We start from the raw sequence: 25102 nt of genomic DNA on the forward strand, positions 1-25102 counted from the left end.
CGGGAATTCACCCGTTGCGGGGCCGGCCGAAGCAGTTGACCGGCTGGGCGTGCTCGGGATCCAGCGCGTTCAGAACGTGTTGCAGGGCAACGGGATCGGAGGACGCGCCATTGTGTTCGAAGATCGAGAGCGGGCATTGGTCCTGCACCACGATGTTGGTGACATTGGCCGCGATGGGGCCCAGTCCGCTGGTGTAGGGCACGACCAGCTCGTCGTAGCGGGTCATGATGAACGTGTATCGGATATCGGGTTGGTAGGCCACGCCGGAATTCAGCGCCGCCAGGAAGTTCGATCCGGCGGTCAGCTGCACCGCGGCCCCGGAGCCGTTGTCGATCGCGAATTGCTGTGCGCGGTCCCATAATCCGACGCGGGACAGCAGTGCGCCCAGCAGTGCGCCACCGTTGGCGTGGGTGCCGTTGTTGATGGGGGTCAGGTTCACCGATTTGGCCACCTTGTCGGCGCCGCCGAGGAATTTGATGTACCAGCGCGGCATCACGGTGCCCTCGGAATGCCCGACGAAATCGACGCGTTCGGCGCCGGTCGCGGCGAGCACTCGATCGACGAACGGCGCGAGTTGGTTGGTGGCCGAATCGATCATGTCTCCGAGGCCCGGCACCGTGTTCAGCGGTGCGGGCAGCCGGGATTCCATGCCGTAGTTGAGCGCGAACACGCAGTAGCCGTTATTGGCCAGCAGCGGGGCGAGCGATGCCCAGTCCGCGGCCTGCGTCGCGGTGAGGCCGTGCAGCAGGATGACGGGTTCGGGGTGTTCCGGGGTGGGGCGGCAGGACCAGTCATTGGCGCCGGGCGGGGACGCCGGGTCGAAATAGTGGGTCAGACCTTCGCCGAGGCCGTAGGGCACCGGATAGGCCGGTGCGGCCACGGCCGTGTTCGCGGTGGAAAGCGCTGCGGCACAGGCGAATGCGAAGGCGGTCAGTAGGCGGCGGGTGCGGTTGCGGCGGATCGATGTGGCGGTCGGCATGGGATCTCCTGGAACGTCGTTGAGCCTGTTCCATTCGTAGCAGGCTTTACCTGTTGGTAATGCCTGTTTGGAGAAATAGCAGATAACTTTGACCTTAGATGGAACTCAGTTGTAACTATGTTCCAGTCGAGTCGATGGTGAGCGCATCCCAATCGACCGCGCGCTTGAGCACCTTGCCGGTCGGCCCGATCGGCAGCGCGGCCACGAACGCGAAGCGGTGCGGCACCTTGTACGCGGACAGCCGTTCCTTCGCCCACGCGCGGATCTGCTCCGCGTTCAGATCGTGGCCGGGCATCGGCACCACGGCCGCGGCGACCTCCTCCCCGTGATGCGCGTCCGGTATGCCGATGACCGCCACCGCGGCGATGCCGGGATGCCGGTACAGCACCTCCTCGACTTCGCGCGGATAGACGTTGTAGCCGCCGCGAATGATCAACTCCTTGAGGCGATCGATGATGAACAGGTAGCCGTCGAAATCGAGATAGCCCAGATCGCCGGTGCGCAGCCAGCCACCGGACAGTTCGGCGGCGGTCGCGTCCGCCCGCCGCCAGTACCCCTTCATGACGCTCGGACCGCGCAGGTGGATTTCGCCGACCGTCCCGATGCGCACCGGCACGCCGTGCGTATCGCGAATCTCGATATCGGTGCCGGGCAGCGCCTGCCCCGCCGAACCCGGGGGATGTGTGCGCCCCGGGGCCTGATACGTTGCCGCGCCGGTGGATTCGGTCAATCCGTAGCCCTCCAGGATGGTGCAGCCGAACCGGGCCGCGAACGCCTCGACCACCTCCCGCGGCAGCGCCGCGCCACCGGACGCCGCCAGTCGCAGACCGCGCAGATCAGCCGCGCCGAAATCGCCCTCGGCGTGCAGCATGGCGTTCCACATGGTCGGCACCCCGGCCACCACGGTCAGCCGATGATCGCGAATGAGTTCGAGCATGGCGTCCGGGGTGAACTTCTCCAGCAGTGAGAACGGGCAGCCGATATTCAGCGCGGTCAGCAGCGCTACCGCCTGCCCGAACACGTGGAACAGCGGCAGGCCGGTGCCGAGCCGGTCGTCGGGCCGCAATCCGAGCTGTTCGGTGTAGACCCGGGCGGTATGGCTGAGATTGGCGATGGTCAACTCGACGCCCTTGGGTTTACCCGTGGTTCCCGAGGTGTAGAGCAGGACCGCCGTATCGTCCGGCTCGCGCGAGATCGGTTCCGGTAGTGCGTATTCCGAAATCATGCCGATATCGGCGGTGAGTGCCATATACCGGACCCGGCGAGCGGTGGACGCGGCCGCCGCGGCGGAGGCCGCCGTGCCGGTATGCCAGGCCGCGATCAGCGTCGCCTCCGAATCGGCCAGCACCCAGTCGATTTCGGGTGCGGTGGCCATGGTGTTCATGGTGACGACGATGACCCCGGCGAGCTGCGCGCCGAGATAGGCGATCACGAATTCGGGTCGGGTCGGTGCGATCAGGACCATTCGATCACCGGCGCGGAGACCGGAACCGCGCAGTATGCCGCCGAAACGCGCTGCCCGGCTTATCAGTTCGCCGTAGCTGAGGTCATCGGATGGTGTCCGCAGTGCGATGCGCTCCGGCTCGTCGGTGGCGTACTGCCAGATCCGGTCGACGATATTGGCCATGACGGGGTACTCCTCGGGATGTGGACGGCCGTGCCGGGTGGTGGCGGGCGGGGCTCACGGCTGGACGATGACCCGGCCGACGGTCGTACCGCCGCCGAGCCGGGTGAGTCCGGCGGGCAGGTCGGCCAGTGCGATCAGACTGTCGATCACCGGGGCGATCAGGCCCTTGTTCGCCAATTCGGTGAGCGCGTCATGCGCCTCGACCACCGCGCGGTGACGCTGCTCGCGGTACAGCCCCCAGTGCAGTCCGAGAATCGAATAGTTCTTCACCAGTGCGTGATTGAGCGCGGGCGCCTGCACCTTGCCGCCCGCGAACCCGACCACCACGATGCGGCCGTCGAAGGCGACGCATTTGGTGGAGCGCGCATAGGTGTCACCGCCGACCGGGTCGTAGATGACATCCGCGCCCTGTCCGTCGGTGGCCGCGCGCACGACGGCGACGAAATCCTCGGTCGTGCGATCCACCACGATGTCGGCCCCTTGGGAGCGCGCGATCTCGGCCTTGTCCGCGCCGCCGACCACCGCGATGACCTGAGCGCCCGCGGCCTTGCCCAATTGCACTGCCGCACTGCCGACTCCGCCCGCCGCCGCGTGCACCAGCAGCGTCTCACCGCGCTGTAGCGCCGCGCGGTGGTGCAGGCCGAACCAGCCCGTCTGATAGGCGATATGGAACGCGGCGGCCTGCGCGTCCTCGAGGACAGCGGGGGCCAGGAACGCCTCGGTCGCGTTGACGACGGCGAGTTCGGCGAACGCGCCGTGCGGCATGGCTGTCACCCCGATGATCCGATCGCCGATCCGGAACTCGCCGGTGCTGGAACCGGCGGCGATCACCTCACCGCAGAGTTCGACGCCGGGTGTGAACGGCAACTCCGGGCGGACCTGATACTCACCGCGGCACATCAGCACATCCGGGAAGTTGGCCGCCGCCGCGCGCACCCGGACCAGCAGTTGACCGGGCCCGGGGGTCGGATCGTCGAGTTCGGTCCAGCTCAGCGCCGTCGCGGGCTCGCCCAATTGTGTTATCTGCCAGGCCTTCATAGCTGTCTCCGTCGAGTGTGAGCATGTTTGGAACATATCGACTGTAACGTTCCATACGCCTGGAAGCACTGTCAACGGGTATCTGCTGATGGGGATGGCATTTATGTGCGATATCTGGCGCATCGCCGTGATCTATGTTTACTATCAGGTAAAGCTCAGGAGATTCGGAGAACCCATGCGCAGAACCGTGTACGACGCCGACCACGAGACCTTCCGCAAGACCGTCCGCGCCTTCATCGAGTCCGAAGTGGTTCCGGTGCACGAACAGTGGTTCGAGGCGGGTATCGCACCGCGCGAGTTCTATTACAAGCTCGGCGAATTCGGCGTCTGGGGCATCGAGGTGCCCGAGGAATACGGTGGCGCGGGCGTGGAGTCGTTCAAATTCCAGGCCATCCTGATGGAGGAGGCGCACCGGGCCGGGGTCTCCTTCGGCGGCTCCGGCGTGCACACCGGACTGTGCCTGCCCTATCTGAAGAAACTGGCCACCCCGGAGCAGAAGGCGCGCTGGTTCCCGGGTTTCGTCACCGGTGAACTCATGTTCGCCATCGCCATGACCGAACCCGATATCGGTTCCGACCTCGCCGGAATGCGCACCACCGCAAAGCTTTCCGAGGACGGCACGCACTATGTGCTGAACGGGTCCAAGACCTTCATCACCGGCGGCGTGCACGCCGACCGGGTGATCGTATGCGCCCGCACCGCCGCGGCCCGGCCCGATGACCGGCGCTTCGGGATCTCCCTGCTCGCCGTGGACGCCGCGTCCGACGGCTATCGCGTGAATCGCAAGCTGGACAAGCTGGGGCTCAAGACCTCCGACACCGCCGAGTTGAGCTTCACCGAGGTGCGGGTGCCCGTCGGCGATCTACTCGGCGAGCAGGATATGGGCTTCTCCTATCTGGGCCAGAACCTGCCGCAGGAGCGCCTCTCGATCGCGGTGGGCGCATACGCCCAGGCCAAGGCCGCGATCCGCTTCACCACCGAATACGTCAGGGAGCGAACCGTTTTCGGTACTCCGGTGGCCGGATTCCAGAACACCAAATTCGAGCTCGCGGCCTGCAGTGCCGAGGTCGACGCCGCCGAAGCGGTGGTGGATCGCGCCCTGGACGCCCATGACGCCGGTGAGCTGACCGCCGCCGACGCCGCATCGGCGAAGCTGTTCTGCTCCGAGGTCGCGTCCCGGGTGATCGACCGCTGCCTGCAATTGCACGGCGGCTACGGCTTCATCAACGAATATCCGATCACCCGCCTCTACGCCGATAATCGGGTCAACCGAATCTACGGCGGCACAAGCGAAGTCATGAAAATGATCATCGCCAAGGAGATGGGGCTCTGATCAGAGGGCGAAAAGCAGTGCGGCGCTGATGAGTACGACGACCGCGGTGGCGAAATGGATGCCGAAGGCGGCGGCCTTGGTGCCGCCGTTGCGCAGCACGATGGCGCAGTCGCCGAACGGGGTCAGCGCGACGGCCAGCATGAACCAGGCCTCGGCCGAGGCGCCCGCGAAGGCGAGGATCGCCAAACCGATGACGCCCGAGGTGATATCGCGCAGACCCTTGACGGTCAGATAGGGGCCCGCGTCACCGTCGGCGCGCGCCGGAACGCCGAAGGCCGTCGCCGCCGTCTCGGGGATGAGCAGGAACCGCACCCCGATGAAGATGATCGTCAGATCGAGCACGATGGCCAACCCGTAGGCGAGGACTGTCACTGTTTTCTCCCGGTTCCGCGGTCGTGCGACCGCGCCTCCAAGGATTCGGAAAGCGGGTTCCCGGAACAATGGCGGGTTGATCAATCATCCATTAGCCACGCTGAACGATCGGCCGGAACAAAACCCGTGCCCACGGCGTAGTCACTGCGATGGAACGGTACGAGATAGAAGCCTTTCTGGCGTTGGCCGATGAGCTGCACTTCGGCAGAACCGCACAGCGGCTGCGGGTTTCGACCGGCCGGATCAGTCAGACGATTCAGGCGCTGGAACGACGGTTCGGCGCACCGCTTTTCGAGCGCACCAGCCGCCGGGTGGCGCTGACCCCGGTCGGGAAACAGCTACTGGACGATCTGCGCCCGGGGCACGATCTGGTCCAGCGCGCCATCGAACGCGCGACCACGGCGGGCCGGGGTATGCCCGGTGTGGTCGAGGTCGGCTTCGGCAGCGCGGGCGCGGGCGTCTTCCTGATGGAGGCCGCGGACCGGCTCACCGCCGCGAATCCGGGTGTGGAGGTTCGGATTCGGGAATTGCCGCTCTACGGGGGAGCGGCGGCACTGCACGACGATCTGGTCGAGATGGTGCTGGCCTGCCATCCCATGGTGGAGCCGGGGCTCGTCGCCGGGCCGGTATTGCGGACCCTGCCCCGGCTGCTCGCGCTGCCGCGCACGCATCCGCTGGCCGCGCGTGATTCGGTTTCGCTGAACGATCTGGCCGATATCCCGTTGATCGGCGTACCCGATTCGACGCCGTCCGAGGTCGCCGCCGATCGGACGCCGACCCGCACCCCCGATGGCAGGCCGATCCGGCATGTCATGTCCGCCAGCACATTTCAGGAGGCGATCAGCCTGGTCGGCGGTGGCGCGGGGGCGTTCGTGCTTGGCGACGAGGGCTCCTGCTACCGTGCCTACCCCCGCGTCACCTACCTGCCCATCGATGACGCGCCACCCCTGCAGGGCCGTCTGGTCTGGCGTGAATCGCGAGAGAACGCCCGCATCCGGGCGTTCAACGAGGCGGCGCTGGCCACCAGCCGGGGCGATTGCCGCCGACCGCGGGGGACGGAAATGGTTACCGCCTGCTGATGTTCCCGCGGATATCGAGGCCGTCGGCGCTGCGAAGGGCCACCGCTCACCAGTGCGTGCCGGGCACCAATCGCGCGGCTCGGCGCAGGGCCGTTCCGGTGACTCGGATGGCGGGCGGCACCGTGCGACGGCGACGCTGCGGCACCACGATCTCCACCTCGGTGGTCTCCGGTTCGACGACCGTTTCGCCTTTGGCCGCAGGGGAATCCGGGATGGCGCGGTAGTAGCGGTGCAGAGCCCGCTCCTTGATCGCCGGCGCGACCAGATTGCCGTATTCGGCGAGTGTTCCCAGCGGGACGTCGATGCGCCGCGGCCGTTCGCTGAGCGCGCGCACGATGGTCGCCGCGGCCCACTCGGGTGACTGGGTGGGGGTGCCCTGATCGCCGCTCGGGGTGATCATCGGAGTGCGCACCAGTGGCATGTGGATGGTGGTGAAAGTGATGTTGTCGGCGAGCATTTCGGCCGCGGTCACCTCCGCGAACTTGTCCAGCGCCGCCTTGCTGGCGAGGTAGGCGGCGAAGCGCGGTGTCGCCACCTGCACGCCCGCGCTGGAGATATTCACGATGTGCCCGAACTTGCGCTCGCGCATCTGCGGCAGCAGCGCCAGGGTCATGCGCACCGCGCCGAAGTAGTTGACCGCCATGGTCCGTTCGAAATCGTGCATGCGATCGGTGGACCGGTGCACGGCGCGGCGGATGGACCGGCCCGCATTGTTGACCAGCATGTCGACGTGACCGTGCTGGGCCAGGATGAGCGTGATCGCGGCATCCACGGAATCGGCGTCGGTGACATCGCACTGATAGCCGTGTGCCTCACCGCCGTTCGCCTTGATCTCGTCGACCAGGGTGGCGAGTTCATCGCCGCGCCGGGCCAAGAGCAGGACGACCGCGCCCTTCTCGGCGACGGCCAGGGCCGCCGAGCGGCCGATTCCGGAGGACGCGCCGGTAATGACAATGTGCTTGCCGGTCAGGTCGCGGCGGGCGCGCCGACGGGCCAGGTAACCCGAGGTATCGGTCATCACTGCTCCCTTGCAGATCGAATTGCCTAGAACTTACTCCTAAGTAAGTTCCGGTGCCAGAAGAAGGTGGCGGGTGTCTCGGACACGCCGGAGCGGGCGCTATATAGACCGTTCGGTCGGGTCTCCTATACTGCCTGAATGGATCGAATGTATGTTCGATCAACGCTGGTGATCAAGGTGGTGAGGAGGGGCCGTGGGCTGGCATAACGGTCCGCCTACCTGGGCGGAACTGGAGCGCGTGCTCTCCGGCCGCCCCGATCCGGCCCGGCGCGTCGAAGGCGACGGCGGCGACAGCCCGGCCTGGTCCCGCAAACGCGAGAAATACGAAGCCGGAACCCTGGCCCGCACCGCCGGACCCACCGTCCCGTACGCCGAACTGCACACCCACTCCGCCTACAGCTTCCTCGATGGCGCCTGCCCGCCCGAGGAACTCGTGGAGGAGGCGGTACGGCTCGGCTTGGAAGCGCTCGCCCTCACCGATCACGATGGTTTCTACGGCGTGGTGCGCTTCGCCGAAGCGGCTCGCGAATGGGGTATGCCCACCGTCTTCGGCGCGGAACTCTCGCTCGGCACCGCCGCTCGCGCCGGGGCGCATCTCGCCCCACGTGGACGGCGTGCGCGGGGCGCTGCCGTCAATCCCGAAGCTGTGAGCGGCGATGGCGCATCGGTCAAGCGTGGTCCGGGGCGTGCGGGCCGCAGCCGCGAAAGTGGCGGAGGCGCAGGGGAATCCGTATGGGCCGATTCCGCGCCGCGCACCGGTGCGCCCGATCCGGTCGGACCGCATCTGCTGATCCTGGCGCGCGGGCAGGAGGGGTATCGGCGCTTGTCGCGGGAGATGGCAGCGGCGCATATGGCGGCGGGGGAGAAGGGCATTCTGCGGTACGACCTGGACCGGCTCACCGAAGCGGCGGGCGGGCACTGGCATGTGCTCACCGGCTGCCGCAAAGGGACTGTGCGACAGGCGCTCACGCAGAGCGATGCCGCCGCCGAGGGCGCGCTGCGCGAGCTGATCGAGCGATTCGGGACCGAACATGTGAGCGTGGAGCTCACCCACCACGGGATTCCGGAGGACGATGAGCGCAATGCCCGGCTCATCGCGCTCGCGGATCGGCTCGGACTGCCCGTATTGGCAACCACCGGAGCGCATTTCGCCGCACCGCCGCAGCGCCGCCGGGCCATGGCGCTGGCCGCCATTCGCGCCCGCTCCTCGCTGGACGAGATGGCGGGCTGGCTGCCGCCCACCGGCGGCGCGCACCTGCGCTCCGGGGCGGAAATGGCGCGTTTGTTCGCCGACCATCCGCACGCGGTCGCCAATGCCGTTGCGCTGGCCCGGGAATGCGCCTTCGATCTGCGTTTGATCGCACCGCAGCTGCCGCCGTTCGACGTACCCGAGGGGCACGATGAGGACTCCTGGCTGCGCGAGCTCACCATGCGGGGCGCGGGCCGCCGCTACGGGCCGCGCGCGAGCAACCCGAAGGCGTATCAGCAGCTCGACCATGAGCTGGAAGTGATTGCGCGGCTGAAGTTTCCGGGCTACTTCCTGGTGGTGCACGATATCGTCGACTTCTGCCACACCAATGACATCCTCTGTCAGGGGCGGGGATCGGCCGCGAATTCCGCCGTCTGCTACGCCATCGGCATCACCAATGTGGATCCGGTCGCCAATAAGCTGCTGTTCGAACGCTTCCTGGCACCGGAGCGGGACGGGCCGCCCGATATCGACGTCGATATCGAATCGGATCGGCGCGAGGAGGCGATCCAGCACGTCTACGCCAAATACGGGCGTGAGTACGCGGCGCAGGTCGCCAATGTGATCACCTATCGCGGCCGCTCCGCCGTGCGCGATGCCGCGCGCGCACTGGGTTTCGCGCCCGGACAGCAGGACGCCTGGAGTAAACAGGTGAGCCGCTGGACCGGTGTCGCCAAGGAGGAGCACACCGACATACCGCCGGACGTGCTCGGGCTGGCCGGTGAATTGGAGGGTCTGCCAAGGCATTTGGGTATTCACTCGGGTGGCATGGTGATCTGCGATCGCCCCATCGCCGATGTCTGCCCGACCGAATGGGCGCGCATGCCCGGGCGCAGCGTGCTGCAATGGGATAAAGACGATTGCGCCGCAGCGGGTTTGGTGAAATTCGATCTGCTCGGGCTCGGCATGCTCTCGGCACTGCACTACATGATCGACCTGGTGCGCGAGCACAAGGGTGAGAGCGTGGAACTGCATCGCCTGGATCTGACCGAGGCCGCAGTGTACGACATGCTGTGCCGCGCCGACTCGGTCGGCGTCTTCCAGGTGGAATCCCGCGCGCAGATGGCGACGCTGCCGCGCTTGAAACCGCGCAACTTCTACGACCTGGTGGTGGAAGTGGCGCTGATCCGGCCCGGGCCCATTCAGGGCGGTTCGGTGCACCCGTACATCCGCCGCCGCAACGGCCGCGAAGCGGTCGTCTATGACCATCCGGCACTGGAGAATTCGCTCGAACGCACGCTCGGTATCCCGCTGTTCCAGGAACAGCTCATGCAGATGGCCGTGGACATCGCCGGCTTCACCGCCGCCGAGGCCGATCAGCTGCGTCGCGCCATGGGCTCCAAACGCTCACCGGAGAAGATGGAACGCCTGCGCGAACGCTTCTACACCGGTATGCGCGAGTTGCACGGCATCACCGGGGAGAAGGCCGACCGGATCTACGAGAAGGTGTACGCCTTCGCGAATTTCGGTTTCCCGGAAAGTCATTCGCAGAGTTTCGCCTCGCTGGTCTTCTACTCCTCCTGGTTCAAACTGCATCATCCGGCGGCGTTCTGCGCGGGGCTGCTGCGCGCCCAGCCGATGGGGTTCTACTCACCGCAATCGCTGGTGGCCGATGCGCGGCGGCACGGGGTGGTGGTGCACGGACCGGATATCAACCACAGTCTGGCCGAGGCGACCCTGGAGGAACGGGGTATGCGGATTCGGCTCGGGCTGGCGTCGGTGCGTGGTATCGGCACGGAATTGGCGGAACAGATCGTGGCGGCCCGCGAGACCGGTCCGTACACGTCGTTCCTGGATCTCACCGGGCGGGTGGAACTGACTGTGCCGCAGGCGGAATCGCTGGCTACGGCGGGCGCGCTGGACAGTCTCGGTGGCACCCGGCGTGAGGCGCTCTGGGCGGCGGGGGCCGCGGCGGGTGAGCGCCCCGACCGCCTGCCGGGTATGGGCGCGGCCGTCGATGCTCCCGCCCTGCCCGGTATGAGCGCCCTGGAGCTGGCCGCCGCCGACGTCTGGGCCACCGGGGTCTCCCCGGGCAGCTATCCGACCGAATTCCTGCGCTCCCAGCTCGATGCGCTCGGGGTCGTCCCGGCCGATCAACTGCTCGGAATCCGCGACGGCACAAGGGTTCTGGTGGGCGGCGCGGTCACCCACCGCCAACGCCCCGCCACCGCCGCGGGCGTCACCTTCATCAACCTGGAAGACGAGACCGGCATGGTCAACGTCGTCTGCTCGGTCGGCCTATGGGCCCGCTACCGCCGCCTGGCCCAATCCGCCCCCGCCCTGCTGATCCGCGGCCGCGTCCAGAACGCCGAGGGCGCGGTCACCGTCGTGGCGGATCACCTCCAGCGCATGAACCTCCGCATCGAAGGCCGCTCCCGCGACTTCCGCTGACGGCGAACGCTGTCACACCCGGGATGATCACCTCGTCTTACCCGTGTTGCCGCATAGCACCGACCCGAGGAGACAACCGTGACCATCGAACTCATCAACCCCGCCGACCTGCACGATCCGACCGGTTTCGGCTACAGCCATATCGCCCGCGTCAGCGGCGAACTGGTCTTCATCGCGGGCCAATACGATTCCGACGAACACGGCCACACCACCTCCGAGGATTTCGCCACCCAGGTGGATCGCGCCTTCGAGAACCTCGGCAAAGCCCTGCGCACCGTAGGTCTCGACTACGCCGACGTAGCCCAACTCCGCACCCACATCGTCGACCACAACCTGGATAAACTGGCCATCCTGGGCAAAAAGATCACCGACCTCTGGGGCGACCGCCCACCCGCCCAAACCCTCACCGGCGTAGCCGCCCTCGCCCTGCCCGGCATGCTCTTCGAGGTCGACGCCATAGCCGTCCAGTAAGGAGCGCTAATGCCCACGGTGGTCCGGGCGACAATCAAACCCAACAGCAAAAAGGGACCCCTCGTGGAAACCCTCGACGACGGCACCCTCCAGCTCTACGTCCGCCCCCCCGCCGTCGAGGGCAAAGCAAACAAAGCCGCCATAGCCCTCCTAGCCACCCACTACGGCGTCCCCAAATCCGCCGTAACCCTCACCGCCGGAACAACTTCCCGCTTCAAACGCTTCGAAATAGCCGACTGACCAGCCTCAGAATTCGAGCTCGTCCCACGTGATGCGAATGGGGAACGGGAAGTCGAATGCGATGCCTTCGGTGTCTGCGGGGGTCCATTCTCCCGCGATCACGTAGTTGCCCGCCTGGAGCGGGTGCACCCCATCCGGCAATGGGCCGGAGTCGGTGTCGAGACCGAAGATGCGCACCATGGCGATGGCGCTGGTCTCTGCGGCCAGTTTGACCTCCCAGTACCACGGGATTCCGGCGGCGGCGTAGCGGCCGCGCTTGGCATCCATATCGGATTGCGTGTTGGAGGGGGACAGCACCTCACCGACCACGATCGCATCGGTGGCGCGGACGTCCTGGTACGGACCGTCGAGGCAGCGGTGGACCAGGAAATCGGGGGTGAGGAAGTCGGATTTGCCGACCGGGCGCAAGAAGACATTGGTCTCCGTCGTCACACGCCAACACTGGTCGGGCTGCTCTGTGGTGCTCGTGCGTGCGTGCCTGCGCAACGCGTTCCACAGCAGATTGGTGAAGGTCTGATGTTCCGATGGCCCCCTACGAAGCCACACGACTCGCCCGTCCCATAATTCGATCTGTTCCGCGATCTCTTCCGGAAGTCGTTCGAGCTCCTCCCACGTCATGTATTCGGGGAGGTCGGGTTGCGTATACGGAAGTGCCACGTCGTCAGGATATTTCGGCATACCCGCGGCCTCCCGGGCTTTTCGCAGCTAGGACGGTTTCATCCCCATTGTCGCGTGTCCCGGCGGTATGGCACTACACCGCGCCCGGGAAACCCTGTTGGCGCCAGGCTTCGTAGACCGCGACGGCGGCGGCGTTGGAGAGGTTCATGGAGCGGCGGCCGGGGAGCATCGGGATGCGGAGTTGCTCGGTGACCTTGGGGTCGGTGAGCACTTCTTCCGGGAGGCCGGTGGGTTCGGGGCCGAAGAGGAGTACATCGCCGTCGCGGTAGGCGATATCGGTATTGCGGGTGGTGGCGGCCGCCGTGAAGGCGAAGACGCGTTCGGGTCTGATGGAATCCCATGCGGCGGTGAGGTTTTGATGCACGGTCACCGAGGCGAGGTCGTGATAGTCCAACCCCGCCCGGCGTAGCTTGGGCTCCGATAGGTCGAAGCCGAGGGGTTCGATCAGGTGCAGTTCGCACCCCGTCCCCGCGGCCAGCCGAATGGCATTGCCGGTATTGGGCGGGATACGAGGCTCGAAGAACACCAAATGAAACACGCCCACCAGCATCCCAGAGCCCGACAACCGCACTGTTCGCAGCCTGCCACCGGCGCGGCGCGGGAAAACGGCTCGCCTGGTTCGCGTGGTCGCGGACATGATGTGGGCGTGTCGAACATCTTCACGGACTTCGTTCGCGTCTACGCGCATCCGGGTCACCGTATTCAGCACTCCGAGGCGGAGTGGATTGCCGCGATGCTGATCGACTTCGCCCGGGGTGATCACCGTGATGTCGGTTCGTACTGGGTCCCGGTGTGGTTCCGGGTGGCGGAGGATCGAAGCTACGCCGATATTCAGTACGGGTCCGGCAAGAGCCTCGGGATGGAGGACTTTCTCCAGGTGCTCAATACCGAGCGGTATCGCGCGGTATGGCAGCGGCAGAACAACGAGGGCGGCTCCCAGGATGTCATCTCGCGGAACCACCCCGAAGGTGAAAGTAGCCTCTGCCGTTACGGTTTCGACGAAGTCAGGGTGCGCTCGGCGGCTGCGCGGCCGCCGTGTGCACCGGACCAGGACTGGCATCGGAATGCGGATGACATCTGGCGGCTGGCCGTGCCCGGCAGCTATCGGACGGGCAATGAGCGCGCGGATATGAAGATCGGTCCACTCGCCGGGCTGACCAGACCGCCTTCACCGCAAACGGAATCGAGTCTCACCACACCGACCACACCCTGCTATTTCGGCGATCGATTGGCTGCCATCGATCCGCCGTGGCTGGAGCCGCTGGCCGATGAGCCTCCGGATTCGACACTGGTCGAATTCCGTTGGCGGGGAAGGATTGTGCATCGTGCCCGGATGGAGGACACCGAATGGGGCCGGGATTGGGAGCATCGCAGTGCCGATGACTGGGACAACTGCCTCGATGCGGAATTCCTGCGTTTCAACGGTGCGGAGGACACCCTGGTGCCGCCGGAAGTCCGGGCGCGGGATCGCCGGGATCGGGAGGCTGCCACCTGGTAACGCGGGGGTCGTTAGACTCGCCCCGTGAGTCCAGCCCATGCCGCTCCCTCAGGTCCCAGCAGCCGATTCGGTCAGGCCGTGCGTGATCATCTGCCGATGGTGGTGATCGGGGCGGTGCTGGTGGTGGCGGTGGTGTTTCTGGCGTGGGATCGGTGGCGTAGGGGGACGTTCTTCTTCGGGGGGGCGGCGTTGCTGGCGGCGGGGTTTCGGTTGATGCTGCCTACCGAGCGGGTGGGGGTGTTGGCGGTGCGGAGTAAGCCGTTCGATGTGGCGTGGCTGACGGTGATGGGGAGTGTGATCATCGTGCTGGCGGCGACGATCAACAGTCTCGGGGTCACCTAGGCCGCGACGAAAGATTCCCCGGCAGCGGCGAACGCTCCGGGGAATTGCGGTGTACGGGGGAACGTCGTAGGAGCGTCAGGCGGGGGTGAGGCGGCGGCCGAGTTCGCGGCGCAGGATTTCCTGGTCCGGTAAACGGTGTAATACGCGCAGCACGGCGGGACGTAACTCGTGCTGTTCCTCGTCGGAGAGCAACGCGACCAGATCGCGCAGATCCATGTCATCGAAGGCTGCTGTCATGTTGCATACCTTACGACGACGCACCGATTCAGTCACGAAATCGGCGTGTCGGTTACCGAGGTGTCATCGGTGCGAAACCGACAGTGCGTCAAGATAATTCAGACGAAACAGGTATGACTCATGGGAGAACCCGCGGTCATTGCACCGCGGGAATTCCGTAAAGACCCGTCAGCCCCGTGCGTCACACCGTCAGCCGCGCGCCGCGCGCGCCAGCTCCATGGTCTCCGCCATGAGCTTGCTGACCGCCTCGGTTTCGGTCAGGAAGCCGTCGTGCCCATCGCGCGAATGCACGATCTCCAGGCCCTTACAGCCCGGCAGCAGATCCGCCAGCTCCTGCTGATTGCGCAGCGGGTACAGCCGATCCGAATCCACGCCGCCGACCACGACCGGCACCGGCGTACTCTGCAACGCCGCCTCGACGCCGCCGCGCCCGCGGCCAACGTCGTACCGGTTCAGCGCCTCGGTGAGATAGACGTAGGTGGCCGGATCGAAGCGCGAGATGAGCTTGTCCGACTGGTACTCCAGATAACTCTGCACCGCGTAACGCCCACCCTCCCAAGGGTTTTCATCACCCTGGGCATGGTTCTCGAAACGGTGGTCGAGTTCGGCCTCGGCCCGGTAGGTCAGATGCGCCATGCGCCGGGCCAGACCCATACCGGTCATCGGGGCGCGCCCGGTGCCGTAGTAGTTACCGCCCTGCCAGTCCGGATCGGACTTGATGATGGCGATCTGCGTGGTCTGCTGCCCCAGCTGATCCGCGGTGGCGCGGGCGCTGGCCGCGAGCACCAGCGCCGCCCCGACCCGTTCCGGATAGCCGATCATCCACTCCAGCACCCGCATACCGCCCATGGATCCGCCGACCACGGCGGCCAATCGGTCGATGCCGAGCAGATCGAAGAACTGCGCCTCCGCGGTCACCTGATCGCGAATGGTGTACTCGGGAAACCTTCCGCCCCAAGCCTTTCCGTCCGGAGCCAGCGAGGACGGGCCGGTGCTGCCCTTACAGCCGCCGAGCACGTTGATGGCGATGACACACCATTCCCGGGTGTCGACGGCCTTACCGGGACCGATGGTCCCGTCCCACCAACCGGCGGAGTCGTGATGCACATCCGCCGGGCCGACCACATGCGAGTCACCGGTGAGCGCGTGCTCGACGAGCACCACGTTATCGGCGGTCGGGGATAGTTCGCCCCAGCGTTGCACGGCCAGCGTCACATCGGGAATGACGGCCCCGGTCTCCAGCGCGACATCCCCGATGGAGAAGCTGGCGAGCGTCCCGTCCGGCGGCGGTAGTAGCGCCGCCGCGGTCGGGACGGTGGTCTTCGAATCCGTATCGGCGGTCAACTCGCGGCCGCCGTCAGTCCGTTGCGCAGATCCGCCAGAATGTCGTCGATTCCCTCGATGCCCACGGCCAACCGCACCAGACCTGGGGTGACGCCGGAAGCGAGCTGCTCCTCGGGCGTCAGCTGGGAGTGGGTGGTTGAGGCGGGGTGGATCACGAGCGAACGCACATCCCCGATGTTAGCGACATGGCTGTGCAGCACCAGAGCGTCCACGAACTTCTTGCCCGCATCGATTCCGCCGGCCAGCTCGAACGACACGATCGCGCCGACGCCCTTGGGTGCCAGTTGTTTGCCACGCTCGAACCAGGGTGAGTCGGAAAGCCCCGCGTAGTACACCTTCTCGACGCCCGGCTGCTGCGTCAGGAACTCCGCGACCGCCTGCGCGTTGGACACGTGCCGCTCCACCCGCAGGCTCAGCGTCTCGATGCCCTGGGCGATCAGGAACGCGTTGAACGGCGCCACGGCCGCACCCAGATCGCGCAGCAGCTGTACGCGCGCCTTGAGCGCGTACGCCGGTGCGCCCAGATCCGCGAAGACCACACCGTGGTAGCTGGGATCGGCGGTGGTGAAGCCTGGGAAACGCGAGTTGCCGTCGGCGTCGGTGACGGTCCAGTCGAAGGTGCCGCCGTCCACGATCACGCCCGCGACGGCTGAACCGTGCCCGCCCAGGTACTTGGTCGCCGAATGCACCACGATGTCCGCGCCGTGCGCGAGCGGCTGGATCAGGTACGGCGTGGCGACCGTGTTGTCCACGATCAGCGGCACACCGGCGGCGTGCGCGACGCCCGCGATGCCCGGGATATCCAGGATCGAGCTGCTCGGATTCGCGACGGTCTCGCCGTAGAACGCCTTGGTATTGGGCCGCACGGCCGCTTCCCACTGCGCCAGATCATCCGGATCGTCCACGAAACTGACCTCGATGCCCAGCTTGGGCAGCGAGTAGTGGAAGAGGTTGTAGGTGCCGCCGTACAGGTGCGGGCTGGACACGATGTGATCGCCCGCCTGCGCGAGGTTCAGGATCGCGTAGGTCTCCGCGGCCTGCCCGGAGGCCAGCAGCAGGGCCGCCACACCGCCCTCCAGCGCCGCGATGCGCTGCTCCACCACGTCCTGGGTGGGGTTCATGATGCGGGTGTAGATATTGCCCGGTTCGGCGAGCCCGAACAGCGCGGCGGCGTGATCGGTATCGCGGAACGCGTACGAGGTGGTCTGGTAGATCGGCAGGGCGCGCGCGCCGGTGGCGGCGTCGGGGGCTTGGCCGGAATGGACCTGCCTGGTCTCGAAGGACCAGTTGCTGGGATCCGTATCGCCGTTCGCGGGGGAGGCGGAGGGCGCGGTCGAGTCACTCATGTCGTGCTCCAGGTGGAAAGGTCGCCGGAATCGGCGGAGGCGGACGTTATCGGAAGGCGAATTGGCTTCGACAACAACACATCTCGGGTCCTCCTACAGTGCGCTTGCGCTCGGCCTTCGAGCGCCTGGTCTTCACCCGGAGCACCCCGCCGCTGCTGGAGGGTTGCCGATCAGCGAGCCGGGGCTTGGCGCTGATGCTCTTGACCTTGGCGCAGATTCTAACGGGGCGGCGCAATAGCCTCGGCGACGGGGAGGGCGCAGCTGCGAATGAACTCGTTGTAGGCGGCCATCACATTGGTGATGAGGTCGCGGGCCGACGCGGGGGTGGAGCAGTCCGGGAAATTCGAGTCCGCGTCGAACTCGCATTCCATGCCCACGCGCACGATGCCGTGCCAGGTGGTCGAAATGAGCCGCACCGGCATGGAATTGGGGTCCAGGCGCAGGCGTTCGGCCAGCACCGTGGTCATGGACAGGGTTTTGGTGTCGGCGGCGGCCAGGCTCTCGGCGCGGACGGTGGCATTGCTCAGTGAGATGCGCTGCATCTGCTGGAACCAGCGGAAGGGCGCGGGATTGTCGCCCTCGATGACCTGCTCGACGGTGGCCCGGAAGGCGTTGAGCAGGGCTTGCAGTTCATTGCCGGTGATCGGCTGCGCGCGCAGTTGCTCGGCCAGGGCCTTGCCCATGTCCTCGACCGGGGCGATGACGATCGCCTCTTTGCTGTCGAAGTAGCGGTTGATGGTGCGCGGTGAGACATCGGCCTCATCGGCGATCTGTTCCACGGTGGTCGCGTCGAATCCCTGCGTATCGCAGAGCCGCAGTGCCACATCGATGATCCGCGTCCGGGTCTGCTGCTTCTTGCGCTCGCGCAGGCCCGGGCGATGCCGCTCCAGGGTGTGCTGCTGCTGCGGGGAATCAGCGATCGTCGACGACTCGGCCATGCCCTCATTGTATAGCCGTCCGGTGTGATTGTGACGTTAACGGTCAACTGTCTGATTGCGACACTTTTCTCTTGACGCCAAATGTCGGGCGGTGCCACGATGGAGCGAGCTGTTCGAACCACTCCCGAGGAGACGGCATGACCACTGGGACCGCGATCGACGCGCCCAACGAAACATCAAGTCAGGCAGGCGCTTCCAAGCGCTGGCTGGCGCTGGGCGTGATCGCCATGGCCCAGCTGATGGTGGTGCTGGACGCGACCATCGTCACCATCTCCCTGCCCTTCGCCCAGCAGGACCTGGGCATCAGCGATGGCAACCGGCAGTGGGTGCTCACCGCGTACACCCTGATCTTCGGCGGCCTGCTGCTGCTCGGCGGCCGGCTCGCGGATTACCTCGGCCGCCGCCGCATCTTCCTGATCGGCCTGATCGGCTTCGCCGCGGCTTCCGCGCTGGCCGGTCTGGCGCAGAACACCGCGGAGCTGTTCGCGGGACGCGGTTTGCAGGGCGCGTTCGGCGCGCTGCTGGCCCCGGCGGCGCTGTCGCTGGTGTCGGTGACCTTCACCGAAGCCAAGGAGCGTGCGCGCGCGTTCGGCGTGTTCGCGGGCGTGTCGGCGGGTGGCGCGGCCATCGGCCTGATCGTCGGCGGTGCGCTCACCGAATACGCCAGCTGGCGCTGGTGCCTGCTGGTGAACACCCCCATCGCGCTGCTGGCGTTCGCCGGCGCCATCGCGTTCGTCATCAAGGACGTCCCGGCCCCGCGCACCGGCGGGTACGACCTGCCCGGCGCGATCACCGCGACGCTCGGCCTGGTCTCGGTGGTCTACGGTTTCAGCCGCGCGGCCGATGACGGCTGGGGCGCGGCCAGCACCCTGTCGCTGCTGGGTGTGGGCGTGGCGCTGCTGATCGCATTCGTCGCCATCGAGCGGCGTACCGCGAATCCGCTGCTGCCGCTTCGTATTCCGGGTGAGATCAATCGCGGCGGATCGTTCCTGGTCGCGCTCATCACCCCGATCGCCATGTTCGCCATGTTCCTGAACCTGAGCTTCTACCTGCAGATCACCCTCGGGTACTCCGCGCTCAAGGCGGGTGCGGCGTTCCTGCCCTTCCCGCTCGGCATCGTCATCTCGGCCGGTATCGCCAGCGCCGTGCTGCCGAAGCTCGGACCGCGGCCGGTGATGCTGGTCGGTGCGCTGTTCGGCACCGCCGGACTGCTGTACCTCGCGCAGCTCGAGCTCGGCGACAGCTATGCCACGCATGTGCTGCCCGCGATCCTGTTGATCGCGCTCGGTATGGGTGGATTGTTCGTGGCCATGCAGACCACCGCCCTGCATCAGGTCGATGACAAGGATTCCGGTGTGGCCTCGGCGCTGCTGAACGCGGCGCAGCAGGTCGGCGGTTCCATCGGCACCGCGCTGTTGATGACGCTGTCGGTGCAGGCGACCGAACGGTATGCCCGCAATCACCCGACCATCGACAATGTGGTGGCGCGCGCCTCGATCCACGGTTACGACATCGCGTTCTACGCGGGCGCGGGCTTCTTCCTGCTGACCATTCCGATCATCGCGTTCATGATTCGGGATAAGCCGGAGAATCTGCTCGAAGGTTCCGAGCACGTGCACGTCGGAGTCTGATCCGCACGAATTCGCACCCCCGTCGAGCTATGCGCGGCGGGGGTGTTTCGTGCCCTGGATCACGCCATTGCTACCTGTGAGTAACTCGGATGGGGTCCCGCACAGCGGGGGCTGCCCGCGCGGTGAGGTCGGCACCAGCAGTACGCTCGTCTTGTTTGGCGCGCACCGCGCGGACCTGGTACCAGAGGTCCCGAGGAAAACGCCGGGCATATACGTTGTTTGTTGAACAGCCGGGGTTCCCGCTCACAAGCGTGCTCACCTGGCCGTGCAATGGGAGCACCACCTTCCTAGGAGGACACGAAGTCCAATGTCCAAGATTAAGGTTGAAGGGACCGTCGTCGAACTCGATGGCGACGAGATGACCCGGATCATCTGGCAGTTCATCAAGGACAAGCTGATCAACCCGTACCTCGATGTGAACCTCGAGTACTACGACCTCGGCATCGAATACCGCGACAAGACCGATGATCAGGTCACCGTCGACGCGGCGAACGCCATCAAGAAGCACGGCGTCGGCGTCAAGTGCGCGACCATCACTCCGGACGAGGCCCGGGTGAAGGAATTCGATCTCAAGAAGATGTGGCGGTCGCCGAACGGCACCATCCGCAATATCTTGGGCGGCACCATTTTCCGCGCGCCGATCATCATCTCGAATGTGCCGCGTCTGGTTCCGGGTTGGACCAAGCCGATCATCATCGGCCGTCATGCCTTCGGTGATCAGTACCGCGCCACCGATTTCAAGGTGCATCAGGCGGGCACGGTCACCCTGACCTTCACGCCGGAGGACGGCTCCGAGCCGATCCAGCACGAGGTCGTGCGCATGCCGGAAGACGGCGGCGTGATCATGGGCATGTACAACTTCCAGGAGTCCATCCGCGATTTCGCGCGTGCCTCGCTGAATTACGGCCTGCAGCAGAACTACCCGGTGTACCTCTCCACGAAGAACACCATTCTCAAGGCCTACGACGGCATGTTCAAGGACACCTTCGAAGAGGTGTACCAGACCGAATTCAAGAAGGAATTCGACGCCGCCGGCCTGACCTATGAGCACCGCCTCATCGATGACATGGTCGCCTCCGCGCTCAAGTGGGAGGGCGGCTACGTCTGGGCCTGCAAGAATTACGACGGCGACGTCCAGTCCGACACCGTCGCACAGGGTTTCGGCTCGCTCGGCCTGATGACCTCGGTGCTGCTCACCCCGGACGGCCGCACCTGTGAGGCCGAGGCCGCGCACGGCACGGTCACCCGGCACTACCGCCAGTACCAGCAGGGCAAGCCCACCTCCACCAACCCGATCGCCTCGATCTTCGCGTGGACCCGTGGCCTGGCGCATCGCGGCAAGCTGGACAACACCCCCGAGGTGATCGGCTTCGCGCAGACCCTCGAAGAGGTGGTCATCAAGACCGTCGAAGACGGCCAGATGACCAAGGACCTCGCCCTGCTCGTGGGCGGCGACCAGGGTTACCTCACCACCGAGGAATTCCTCGGCGTGCTCGACGCCAACCTGGCGCGCGCACTGCGTTGATCAACTCTCGGGCTCTCAGGGGTTCCCCCTGAAACCCCAGGAGCACAGGGCCGCAAGCTGGTTTCCCTCCGAAACCGCCGGGCCCGAGGGGCGTCTCGACGTCCCGGACGCGCTCATGCGTCCGAATCGCGCTGATGCAACGTGAACAGCGCCGCAGCGGCGAACCGATGGCGGCCGGGACCGATCGTCCCGGCCGAGCCCATCCCTTCGCCCCCTACGCATTCCGGGCACCTGTCCCGCCATTCGGCGGCGCGGGTGCCCGAACTGTTTTCCGGGACTTTCTCCCGACCACTCCTTTTGGGGTCATGAAACTCTCATGAATGGCGGGGGAGGATGGGCCGGTTGGCGGGCGAGTAGGAGTTGTGGTGGGTATCGGGAGCGATTTGCGGCGGGTGGTGCGCGGGCGGGTGCTCGTGGCGGGGGACGAGGGGTTCGAGGGGGCTCGGACGCCGTGGAATGTGGCTGTGGAGCAGCGGGTTTCGGCGGTGGTCGAGGTCGCGGACGCCGCGGATGTGGCGGCCGTGGTGGAGTACGCGGCCAAGGTCGGGGTGGCGGTCACTGTGCAGGGGACGGGGCACGGGGCCTCGGCGGCGGCGGATGGGACGGTGCTGGTGCAGACCGGCGGACTCGCCGATATCGCGGTCGATGCCGGGGCGCGGACGGCTCGGGTGGGGGCCGGGGTGCGGTGGGGTGCGCTGTCGGAGCGGACCGCGCCGTACGGGCTGGCGGGTGCGGTGGGAAGCTCGCCGGTGGTGGGGGTTACCGGGTACACGCTCGGGGGCGGGCTCGGATGGTTCGCGCGCAGTAGGGGATTCGCGGCGAACGCGGTGCGGGCGGCGGAGGTGGTGCTGGCGGACGGCACCCGGATGCGGGTGACCGCCGAATCGGATCCGGAGCTGTTCTGGGCGCTGCGCGGTGGCGGTGGGGACTTCGCGGTGGTGACGGGACTGGAGTTCGAGCTCTTCGAGACCGGGCCGCTGTACGGCGGCCGCATGCTGTGGGATGCCGAGCGGGCAGCGGAGGTGTTCGCGGCATTTCGCGAAGCGACGGCGGAAGCCGATGAGCGACTGAGCATCTGGGTGACGCTGGTGCGCTTCCCGCCCTTCCCCCAGGTACCCGAACCGCTGCGGGGCCGGATCATGATCGCGGTGGATGTGGTTGGTGCGGAAGGGATTACCGGACCGCTACACCGATTCGAGGCGATTCCCGGTGTGGTGCTGGACAATCGGCGACCCCTGGAGGTGACCGAGCTGGGCGGTATCTGCATGGAGCCGACCGCGCCGAGTCCGGCCCGGGTGCGCGCCGAACTGCTCACCGATTTCTCCCCGCATGTCACCGATGTGCTGCTCGGCACGGCCATGGCGGGTGCGGCGGACGCGCCCGGCCCGGAACGCTCGATCGCGCCGCTCGCACTCGTGCAGGTCCGCCAGCTGGGCGGTGCGCTGTATCGCCCGCGTGCCGATGCGGGTGCCGCAGGTGGGATTCGCGAACCGTACCTGCTTTCCATGCTCGGCCCGGCTCCGACGCCCGACCATGCGGCCGCGGTCGCCGAACGACAGCGGTCGATCACCGCGGCGCTGCATTCGCACGTCTCGGGTCGTAAGCCGCTGACATATCTGGACGCGGGTGATTCGGCGGCGCAGGCCTTTTCCCCGGACACCCTGACCCGCCTCCGGTCGATCAAGCGCCGCTACAACGAGCAGGGCACCGTGCGGAGCAGCTTCCCCTTCGCGATCTGACCTCCGATATTCCGCCTCGGGGGTGGGTGAGGGGAGTCACCGTGAAATGGGGATGGGGTATGCCCCGCCCGGTGTTGCGCAATTTCATGGCGAATTCTGTACCCGGCGTGGACGCGACCGTCGAGGCCCCTGAACTGGTGGACTCGGTGGTCGCCGAACGGCGCTGGCCGGTGGCGGCAATACTGGCGCTGGCGCTGGGCGGATTCGGTATCGGCACCACCGAATTCGTGACCATGGGTTTGCTCCCCAATATCGCGGACGATATGAGCGTCTCGGAACCCACTGCGGGACATATTGTTTCGGCGTACGCGCTGGGCGTGGTGGTGGGCGCGCCGGTGATCGCGGCCATGGCGGCGCGGGTCGGCCGCAAGAAGTTGCTGATCGCGCTGATGGTGGCGTTCAGCGTGGGTAACGCGGCGAGCGTGATCGCGCCGACCTTCGCGACGCTGACCGCGGCGCGCTTCGTCTCCGGTCTGCCGCACGGTGCGTATTTCGGTGTCGCCTCGCTGGCGGCGGCCTCGCTGGCTCCGGTGGGTCAGCGGGCCAAGGCGGTTGCCGCGGTTATGCTGGGATTGAGCGCCGCCAATGTCGTCGGCGTTCCCGCAGCCACCTGGCTGGGCCAGCATCTGGGCTGGCGGGACGCCTTCGTGGTGGTGACGATTATCGGATTGGCCACCATCGCGGCCATTTTCAAGTTCGTGCCGGAGTTGCACGGAATTCGCCTCACCGATCCCCGCACCGAGCTCGGCGCGCTACGCCGCTCGCAGGTACTGCTGACCCTGGTGGTCGGCGCGGTCGGCTTCGGCGGCATGTTCGCCGTCTACACCTACATCACCACCACCCTCACCGATGTCGCCGGAATGCAGGTCGGGTTCGTTCCGATCGTCCTGGCGCTGTTCGGCCTCGGCATGGTGGCGGGCAATATCCTCGGCGGCATCCTCGCCGACCGCGGCGTGGACCGCTCGATCTTCATCGCCCTGCTGTCCATGGTCGTCATCCTCGCGGCCTTCGTCGCCGCCGCGCACAATCCGTTCACCGCCGCCATCGGAGCCTTCTTCATCGGCGCATCGGGCGCGGCCCTGGGCCCAGGCTTGCAGACTCGCCTGATGGACGTCGCCCACGATGCCCAAACCCTCGCCGCCGCACTGAATCACGCGGCCCTGAATATCGCCAATGCCGCGGGCGCGTGGCTCGGTGGCCTGGTCATCGCCGCGGGTCTCGGCTATACCGCGCCCGCCGTGGTGGGCTCGGGGCTCGCGGTGCTGGGCACGCTGCTGTTCACCGCGACGGTCGCGATCGCGCGCCGGTCCGGATCCGGGGCCGCCGCAATCGGGCAGTGAACATACACGAATGTATGTAAGTGTAATATCCGTCGTATGACCAGGTCCGATGTCTCGAAGCCGCCGCGCCGCACGCAGGAGCAGCGGAGCACCGAGACGCGGGTGCGGTTGCTGGACGCCACCATCGAATGCCTCGTCGAATTCGGTTATGCCGGAACCACGACGCCGCGGGTGGCCGAGCGGGCGGGCGTGACCCGGGGTGCGCAGGTGCATCATTTCGGGTCGAAGACCGATCTGGTGGTGGCGGCCATCAGCCATCTGGCGCAGCGCCGGACCGAGGCCGCCATGCAGGAGATCGGCCGGGTGCGGGCGGGCGGGGATCCGCTGGGTACGGCGCTCGAGTTCATGTGGGAGCTGCATCAGGGCCCGCTGTTCATCGCCGCCATCGAATTGTGGGTGGCCAGCCGCACCGATCCGGTGCTGGCGGTGGAGATGGAGAAGGTCGAGCCGTACGTCAACAACGCGGTGCTGCTGGCGGTGGCGCAGCTGGTGCCGAATGAGATGCACCGCAAGAGCGTTCGCGATTTCGCGTACACGGCCATGGACACCCTGCGCGGGATCCTGGTCACGAACTTCATCTCCCCGGATCCGGCTCGTGCGCATCGGCGCTGGCTGCGCGCGTCGGCGCAGCTGCACCTGGTAGCCAAGTCCGTCATGCCGGACCTGTATATCGCCGACTGATCCGTC

General features: G+C 66.6%; 23 protein-coding genes and 1 riboswitch. Of the genes, 12 read left to right on the forward strand and 11 right to left on the reverse strand.

The features are described 5' to 3' along the window. Positions 1-7 precede the first annotated feature (7 nt). From ACFC0O_RS29570 to ACFC0O_RS29580, 3 genes are all read right to left on the reverse strand, one after another. Positions 8-979 (reverse strand): lipase family alpha/beta hydrolase, encoded by a 972-nt coding sequence (locus ACFC0O_RS29570; RefSeq protein WP_375963346.1) that lies wholly within the window; start codon positions 977-979, stop codon positions 8-10. 115 nt (positions 980-1094) lie between these two features. Continuing rightward, positions 1095-2606, reverse strand: coding sequence for an AMP-binding protein (locus ACFC0O_RS29575; protein WP_375963348.1), 1512 nt, complete (start codon positions 2604-2606; stop codon positions 1095-1097). Between the two features lie 54 nt (positions 2607-2660). Beyond that, positions 2661-3644: an NADPH:quinone oxidoreductase family protein gene (locus tag ACFC0O_RS29580; protein WP_375963350.1), complete on the reverse strand. Its 984-nt coding sequence runs from the start codon at positions 3642-3644 to the stop codon at positions 2661-2663. Positions 3645-3819: 175 nt separating this feature from the next. On the opposite strand from ACFC0O_RS29580, the gene ACFC0O_RS29585 reads away from it, so the two are divergent. Then, complete coding sequence (locus ACFC0O_RS29585) at positions 3820-4977, forward strand: acyl-CoA dehydrogenase family protein (protein ID WP_375963352.1); 1158 nt, start codon at positions 3820-3822, stop codon at positions 4975-4977. Here the strand turns inward: ACFC0O_RS29585 and ACFC0O_RS29590 are convergent, their stop codons facing one another. Next, positions 4978-5349, reverse strand: coding sequence for a DUF4267 domain-containing protein (locus tag ACFC0O_RS29590; protein WP_375963354.1), 372 nt, complete (start codon positions 5347-5349; stop codon positions 4978-4980). Positions 5350-5498: 149 nt separating this feature from the next. Between ACFC0O_RS29590 and ACFC0O_RS29595 the strand changes: the two genes are divergently transcribed. Further along, entirely contained in the window at positions 5499-6428 is a 930-nt protein-coding gene (locus ACFC0O_RS29595) for a LysR family transcriptional regulator (RefSeq protein WP_375963357.1), read from the forward strand. Between the two features lie 46 nt (positions 6429-6474). On the opposite strand, the gene ACFC0O_RS29600 is transcribed toward ACFC0O_RS29595, so the two are convergent. Further along, complete coding sequence (locus ACFC0O_RS29600) at positions 6475-7446, reverse strand: SDR family NAD(P)-dependent oxidoreductase (RefSeq protein ID WP_375963360.1); 972 nt, start codon at positions 7444-7446, stop codon at positions 6475-6477. Between the two features lie 193 nt (positions 7447-7639). Here ACFC0O_RS29600 and ACFC0O_RS29605 point away from each other — a divergent pair, with 193 nt between their 5' ends. The 3 genes from ACFC0O_RS29605 to ACFC0O_RS29615 all read left to right on the forward strand — a co-directional run bounded on the left by ACFC0O_RS29605 (position 7640) and on the right by ACFC0O_RS29615 (position 11797). Further along, on the forward strand, positions 7640-11086 hold the full coding sequence (locus ACFC0O_RS29605) for an error-prone DNA polymerase (RefSeq protein ID WP_375963362.1): 3447 nt from the start codon (positions 7640-7642) through the stop codon (positions 11084-11086). Positions 11087-11164: 78 nt separating this feature from the next. Then, entirely contained in the window at positions 11165-11557 is a 393-nt protein-coding gene (locus tag ACFC0O_RS29610; RefSeq protein ID WP_375963365.1) for a RidA family protein, read from the forward strand. 9 nt (positions 11558-11566) lie between these two features. Continuing rightward, complete coding sequence (locus ACFC0O_RS29615) at positions 11567-11797, forward strand: DUF167 domain-containing protein (RefSeq protein WP_375963368.1); 231 nt, start codon at positions 11567-11569, stop codon at positions 11795-11797. Positions 11798-11803: 6 nt separating this feature from the next. On the opposite strand, the gene ACFC0O_RS29620 is transcribed toward ACFC0O_RS29615, so the two are convergent. After that, entirely contained in the window at positions 11804-12415 is a 612-nt protein-coding gene (locus ACFC0O_RS29620) for a Uma2 family endonuclease (protein WP_375963937.1), read from the reverse strand. A 133-nt stretch (positions 12416-12548) separates the two neighbouring features. Next, entirely contained in the window at positions 12549-13013 is a 465-nt protein-coding gene (locus ACFC0O_RS29625) for a tRNA (cytidine(34)-2'-O)-methyltransferase (protein ID WP_375963371.1), read from the reverse strand. 108 nt (positions 13014-13121) lie between these two features. Between ACFC0O_RS29625 and ACFC0O_RS29630 the strand changes: the two genes are divergently transcribed. Beyond that, positions 13122-13973: a hypothetical protein gene (locus ACFC0O_RS29630; RefSeq protein WP_375963374.1), complete on the forward strand. Its 852-nt coding sequence runs from the start codon at positions 13122-13124 to the stop codon at positions 13971-13973. A gap of 96 nt (positions 13974-14069) precedes the next feature. After that, positions 14070-14315, forward strand: coding sequence for a DUF3017 domain-containing protein (locus ACFC0O_RS29635; RefSeq protein ID WP_364646513.1), 246 nt, complete (start codon positions 14070-14072; stop codon positions 14313-14315). Positions 14316-14390: 75 nt separating this feature from the next. Here the strand turns inward: ACFC0O_RS29635 and ACFC0O_RS29640 are convergent, their stop codons facing one another. The 4 genes from ACFC0O_RS29640 to ACFC0O_RS29655 form a co-directional block, all read right to left on the reverse strand. Then, the gene (locus ACFC0O_RS29640) at positions 14391-14552 is read right to left on the reverse strand and encodes a hypothetical protein (RefSeq protein WP_364646027.1); all 162 of its coding nucleotides are present in this window, start codon (positions 14550-14552) and stop codon (positions 14391-14393) included. Between the two features lie 189 nt (positions 14553-14741). After that, a complete protein-coding gene (locus ACFC0O_RS29645) occupies positions 14742-15896 on the reverse strand; it encodes a homoserine O-acetyltransferase (RefSeq protein WP_375963376.1) in 1155 nt (384 codons plus the stop codon). Then, positions 15893-17242 carry a bifunctional o-acetylhomoserine/o-acetylserine sulfhydrylase gene (locus tag ACFC0O_RS29650; RefSeq protein ID WP_375963379.1) on the reverse strand — a complete coding sequence of 450 codons (1350 nt, stop codon included), beginning with the start codon at positions 17240-17242 and terminating at the stop codon, positions 15893-15895. The genes ACFC0O_RS29645 and ACFC0O_RS29650 overlap by 4 nt, the downstream gene beginning before the upstream one ends. Before the next feature lie 95 nt (positions 17243-17337). Further along, positions 17338-17448, reverse strand: a riboswitch (SAM riboswitch). Between the two features lie 12 nt (positions 17449-17460). Further along, complete coding sequence (locus ACFC0O_RS29655; protein WP_364646036.1) at positions 17461-18180, reverse strand: helix-turn-helix domain-containing protein; 720 nt, start codon at positions 18178-18180, stop codon at positions 17461-17463. Positions 18181-18317: 137 nt separating this feature from the next. On the opposite strand from ACFC0O_RS29655, the gene ACFC0O_RS29660 reads away from it, so the two are divergent. From ACFC0O_RS29660 to ACFC0O_RS29680, 5 genes are all read left to right on the forward strand, one after another. Further along, on the forward strand, positions 18318-19811 hold the full coding sequence (locus ACFC0O_RS29660) for an MFS transporter (RefSeq protein ID WP_364646039.1): 1494 nt from the start codon (positions 18318-18320) through the stop codon (positions 19809-19811). A gap of 307 nt (positions 19812-20118) precedes the next feature. Beyond that, positions 20119-21336 (forward strand): NADP-dependent isocitrate dehydrogenase, encoded by a 1218-nt coding sequence (locus ACFC0O_RS29665; RefSeq protein WP_375963383.1) that lies wholly within the window; start codon positions 20119-20121, stop codon positions 21334-21336. Positions 21337-21701: 365 nt separating this feature from the next. Further along, complete coding sequence (locus ACFC0O_RS29670; protein ID WP_375963386.1) at positions 21702-23075, forward strand: FAD-binding oxidoreductase; 1374 nt, start codon at positions 21702-21704, stop codon at positions 23073-23075. 86 nt (positions 23076-23161) lie between these two features. After that, positions 23162-24415 carry an MFS transporter gene (locus tag ACFC0O_RS29675; protein ID WP_375963941.1) on the forward strand — a complete coding sequence of 418 codons (1254 nt, stop codon included), beginning with the start codon at positions 23162-23164 and terminating at the stop codon, positions 24413-24415. 36 nt (positions 24416-24451) lie between these two features. Beyond that, on the forward strand, positions 24452-25096 hold the full coding sequence (locus ACFC0O_RS29680; protein ID WP_364646048.1) for a TetR/AcrR family transcriptional regulator: 645 nt from the start codon (positions 24452-24454) through the stop codon (positions 25094-25096). The last annotated feature ends 6 nt before the right edge of the window (positions 25097-25102 follow it).

The organism is Nocardia sp. NPDC056100 (assembly GCF_042266325.1).
In the GTDB taxonomy this organism is placed as follows: domain Bacteria; phylum Actinomycetota; class Actinomycetes; order Mycobacteriales; family Mycobacteriaceae; genus Nocardia.

What these genes read in the sequence shown, in the direction of transcription:
- ACFC0O_RS29600 (WP_375963360.1), bottom strand. Translation starts at nt 7,446, where the DNA reads ATGACCGATACCTCGGGTTACCTGGCCCGTCGGCGCGCCCGCCGCGAC.
- ACFC0O_RS29680 (WP_364646048.1), top strand. Translation starts at nt 24,452, where the DNA reads ATGACCAGGTCCGATGTCTCGAAGCCGCCGCGCCGCACGCAGGAGCAG.
- ACFC0O_RS29615 (WP_375963368.1), top strand. Translation starts at nt 11,567, where the DNA reads ATGCCCACGGTGGTCCGGGCGACAATCAAACCCAACAGCAAAAAGGGA.
- ACFC0O_RS29665 (WP_375963383.1), top strand. Translation starts at nt 20,119, where the DNA reads ATGTCCAAGATTAAGGTTGAAGGGACCGTCGTCGAACTCGATGGCGAC.
- ACFC0O_RS29620 (WP_375963937.1), bottom strand. Translation starts at nt 12,415, where the DNA reads ATGACGTGGGAGGAGCTCGAACGACTTCCGGAAGAGATCGCGGAACAG.
- ACFC0O_RS29595 (WP_375963357.1), top strand. Translation starts at nt 5,499, where the DNA reads ATGGAACGGTACGAGATAGAAGCCTTTCTGGCGTTGGCCGATGAGCTG.
- ACFC0O_RS29570 (WP_375963346.1), bottom strand. Translation starts at nt 979, where the DNA reads ATGCCGACCGCCACATCGATCCGCCGCAACCGCACCCGCCGCCTACTG.
- ACFC0O_RS29650 (WP_375963379.1), bottom strand. Translation starts at nt 17,242, where the DNA reads ATGAGTGACTCGACCGCGCCCTCCGCCTCCCCCGCGAACGGCGATACG.
- ACFC0O_RS29675 (WP_375963941.1), top strand. Translation starts at nt 23,162, where the DNA reads ATGGCGAATTCTGTACCCGGCGTGGACGCGACCGTCGAGGCCCCTGAA.
- ACFC0O_RS29635 (WP_364646513.1), top strand. Translation starts at nt 14,070, where the DNA reads ATGGTGGTGATCGGGGCGGTGCTGGTGGTGGCGGTGGTGTTTCTGGCG.
- ACFC0O_RS29655 (WP_364646036.1), bottom strand. Translation starts at nt 18,180, where the DNA reads ATGGCCGAGTCGTCGACGATCGCTGATTCCCCGCAGCAGCAGCACACC.
- ACFC0O_RS29660 (WP_364646039.1), top strand. Translation starts at nt 18,318, where the DNA reads ATGACCACTGGGACCGCGATCGACGCGCCCAACGAAACATCAAGTCAG.
- ACFC0O_RS29580 (WP_375963350.1), bottom strand. Translation starts at nt 3,644, where the DNA reads ATGAAGGCCTGGCAGATAACACAATTGGGCGAGCCCGCGACGGCGCTG.
- ACFC0O_RS29575 (WP_375963348.1), bottom strand. Translation starts at nt 2,606, where the DNA reads ATGGCCAATATCGTCGACCGGATCTGGCAGTACGCCACCGACGAGCCG.
- ACFC0O_RS29640 (WP_364646027.1), bottom strand. Translation starts at nt 14,552, where the DNA reads ATGACAGCAGCCTTCGATGACATGGATCTGCGCGATCTGGTCGCGTTG.
- ACFC0O_RS29585 (WP_375963352.1), top strand. Translation starts at nt 3,820, where the DNA reads ATGCGCAGAACCGTGTACGACGCCGACCACGAGACCTTCCGCAAGACC.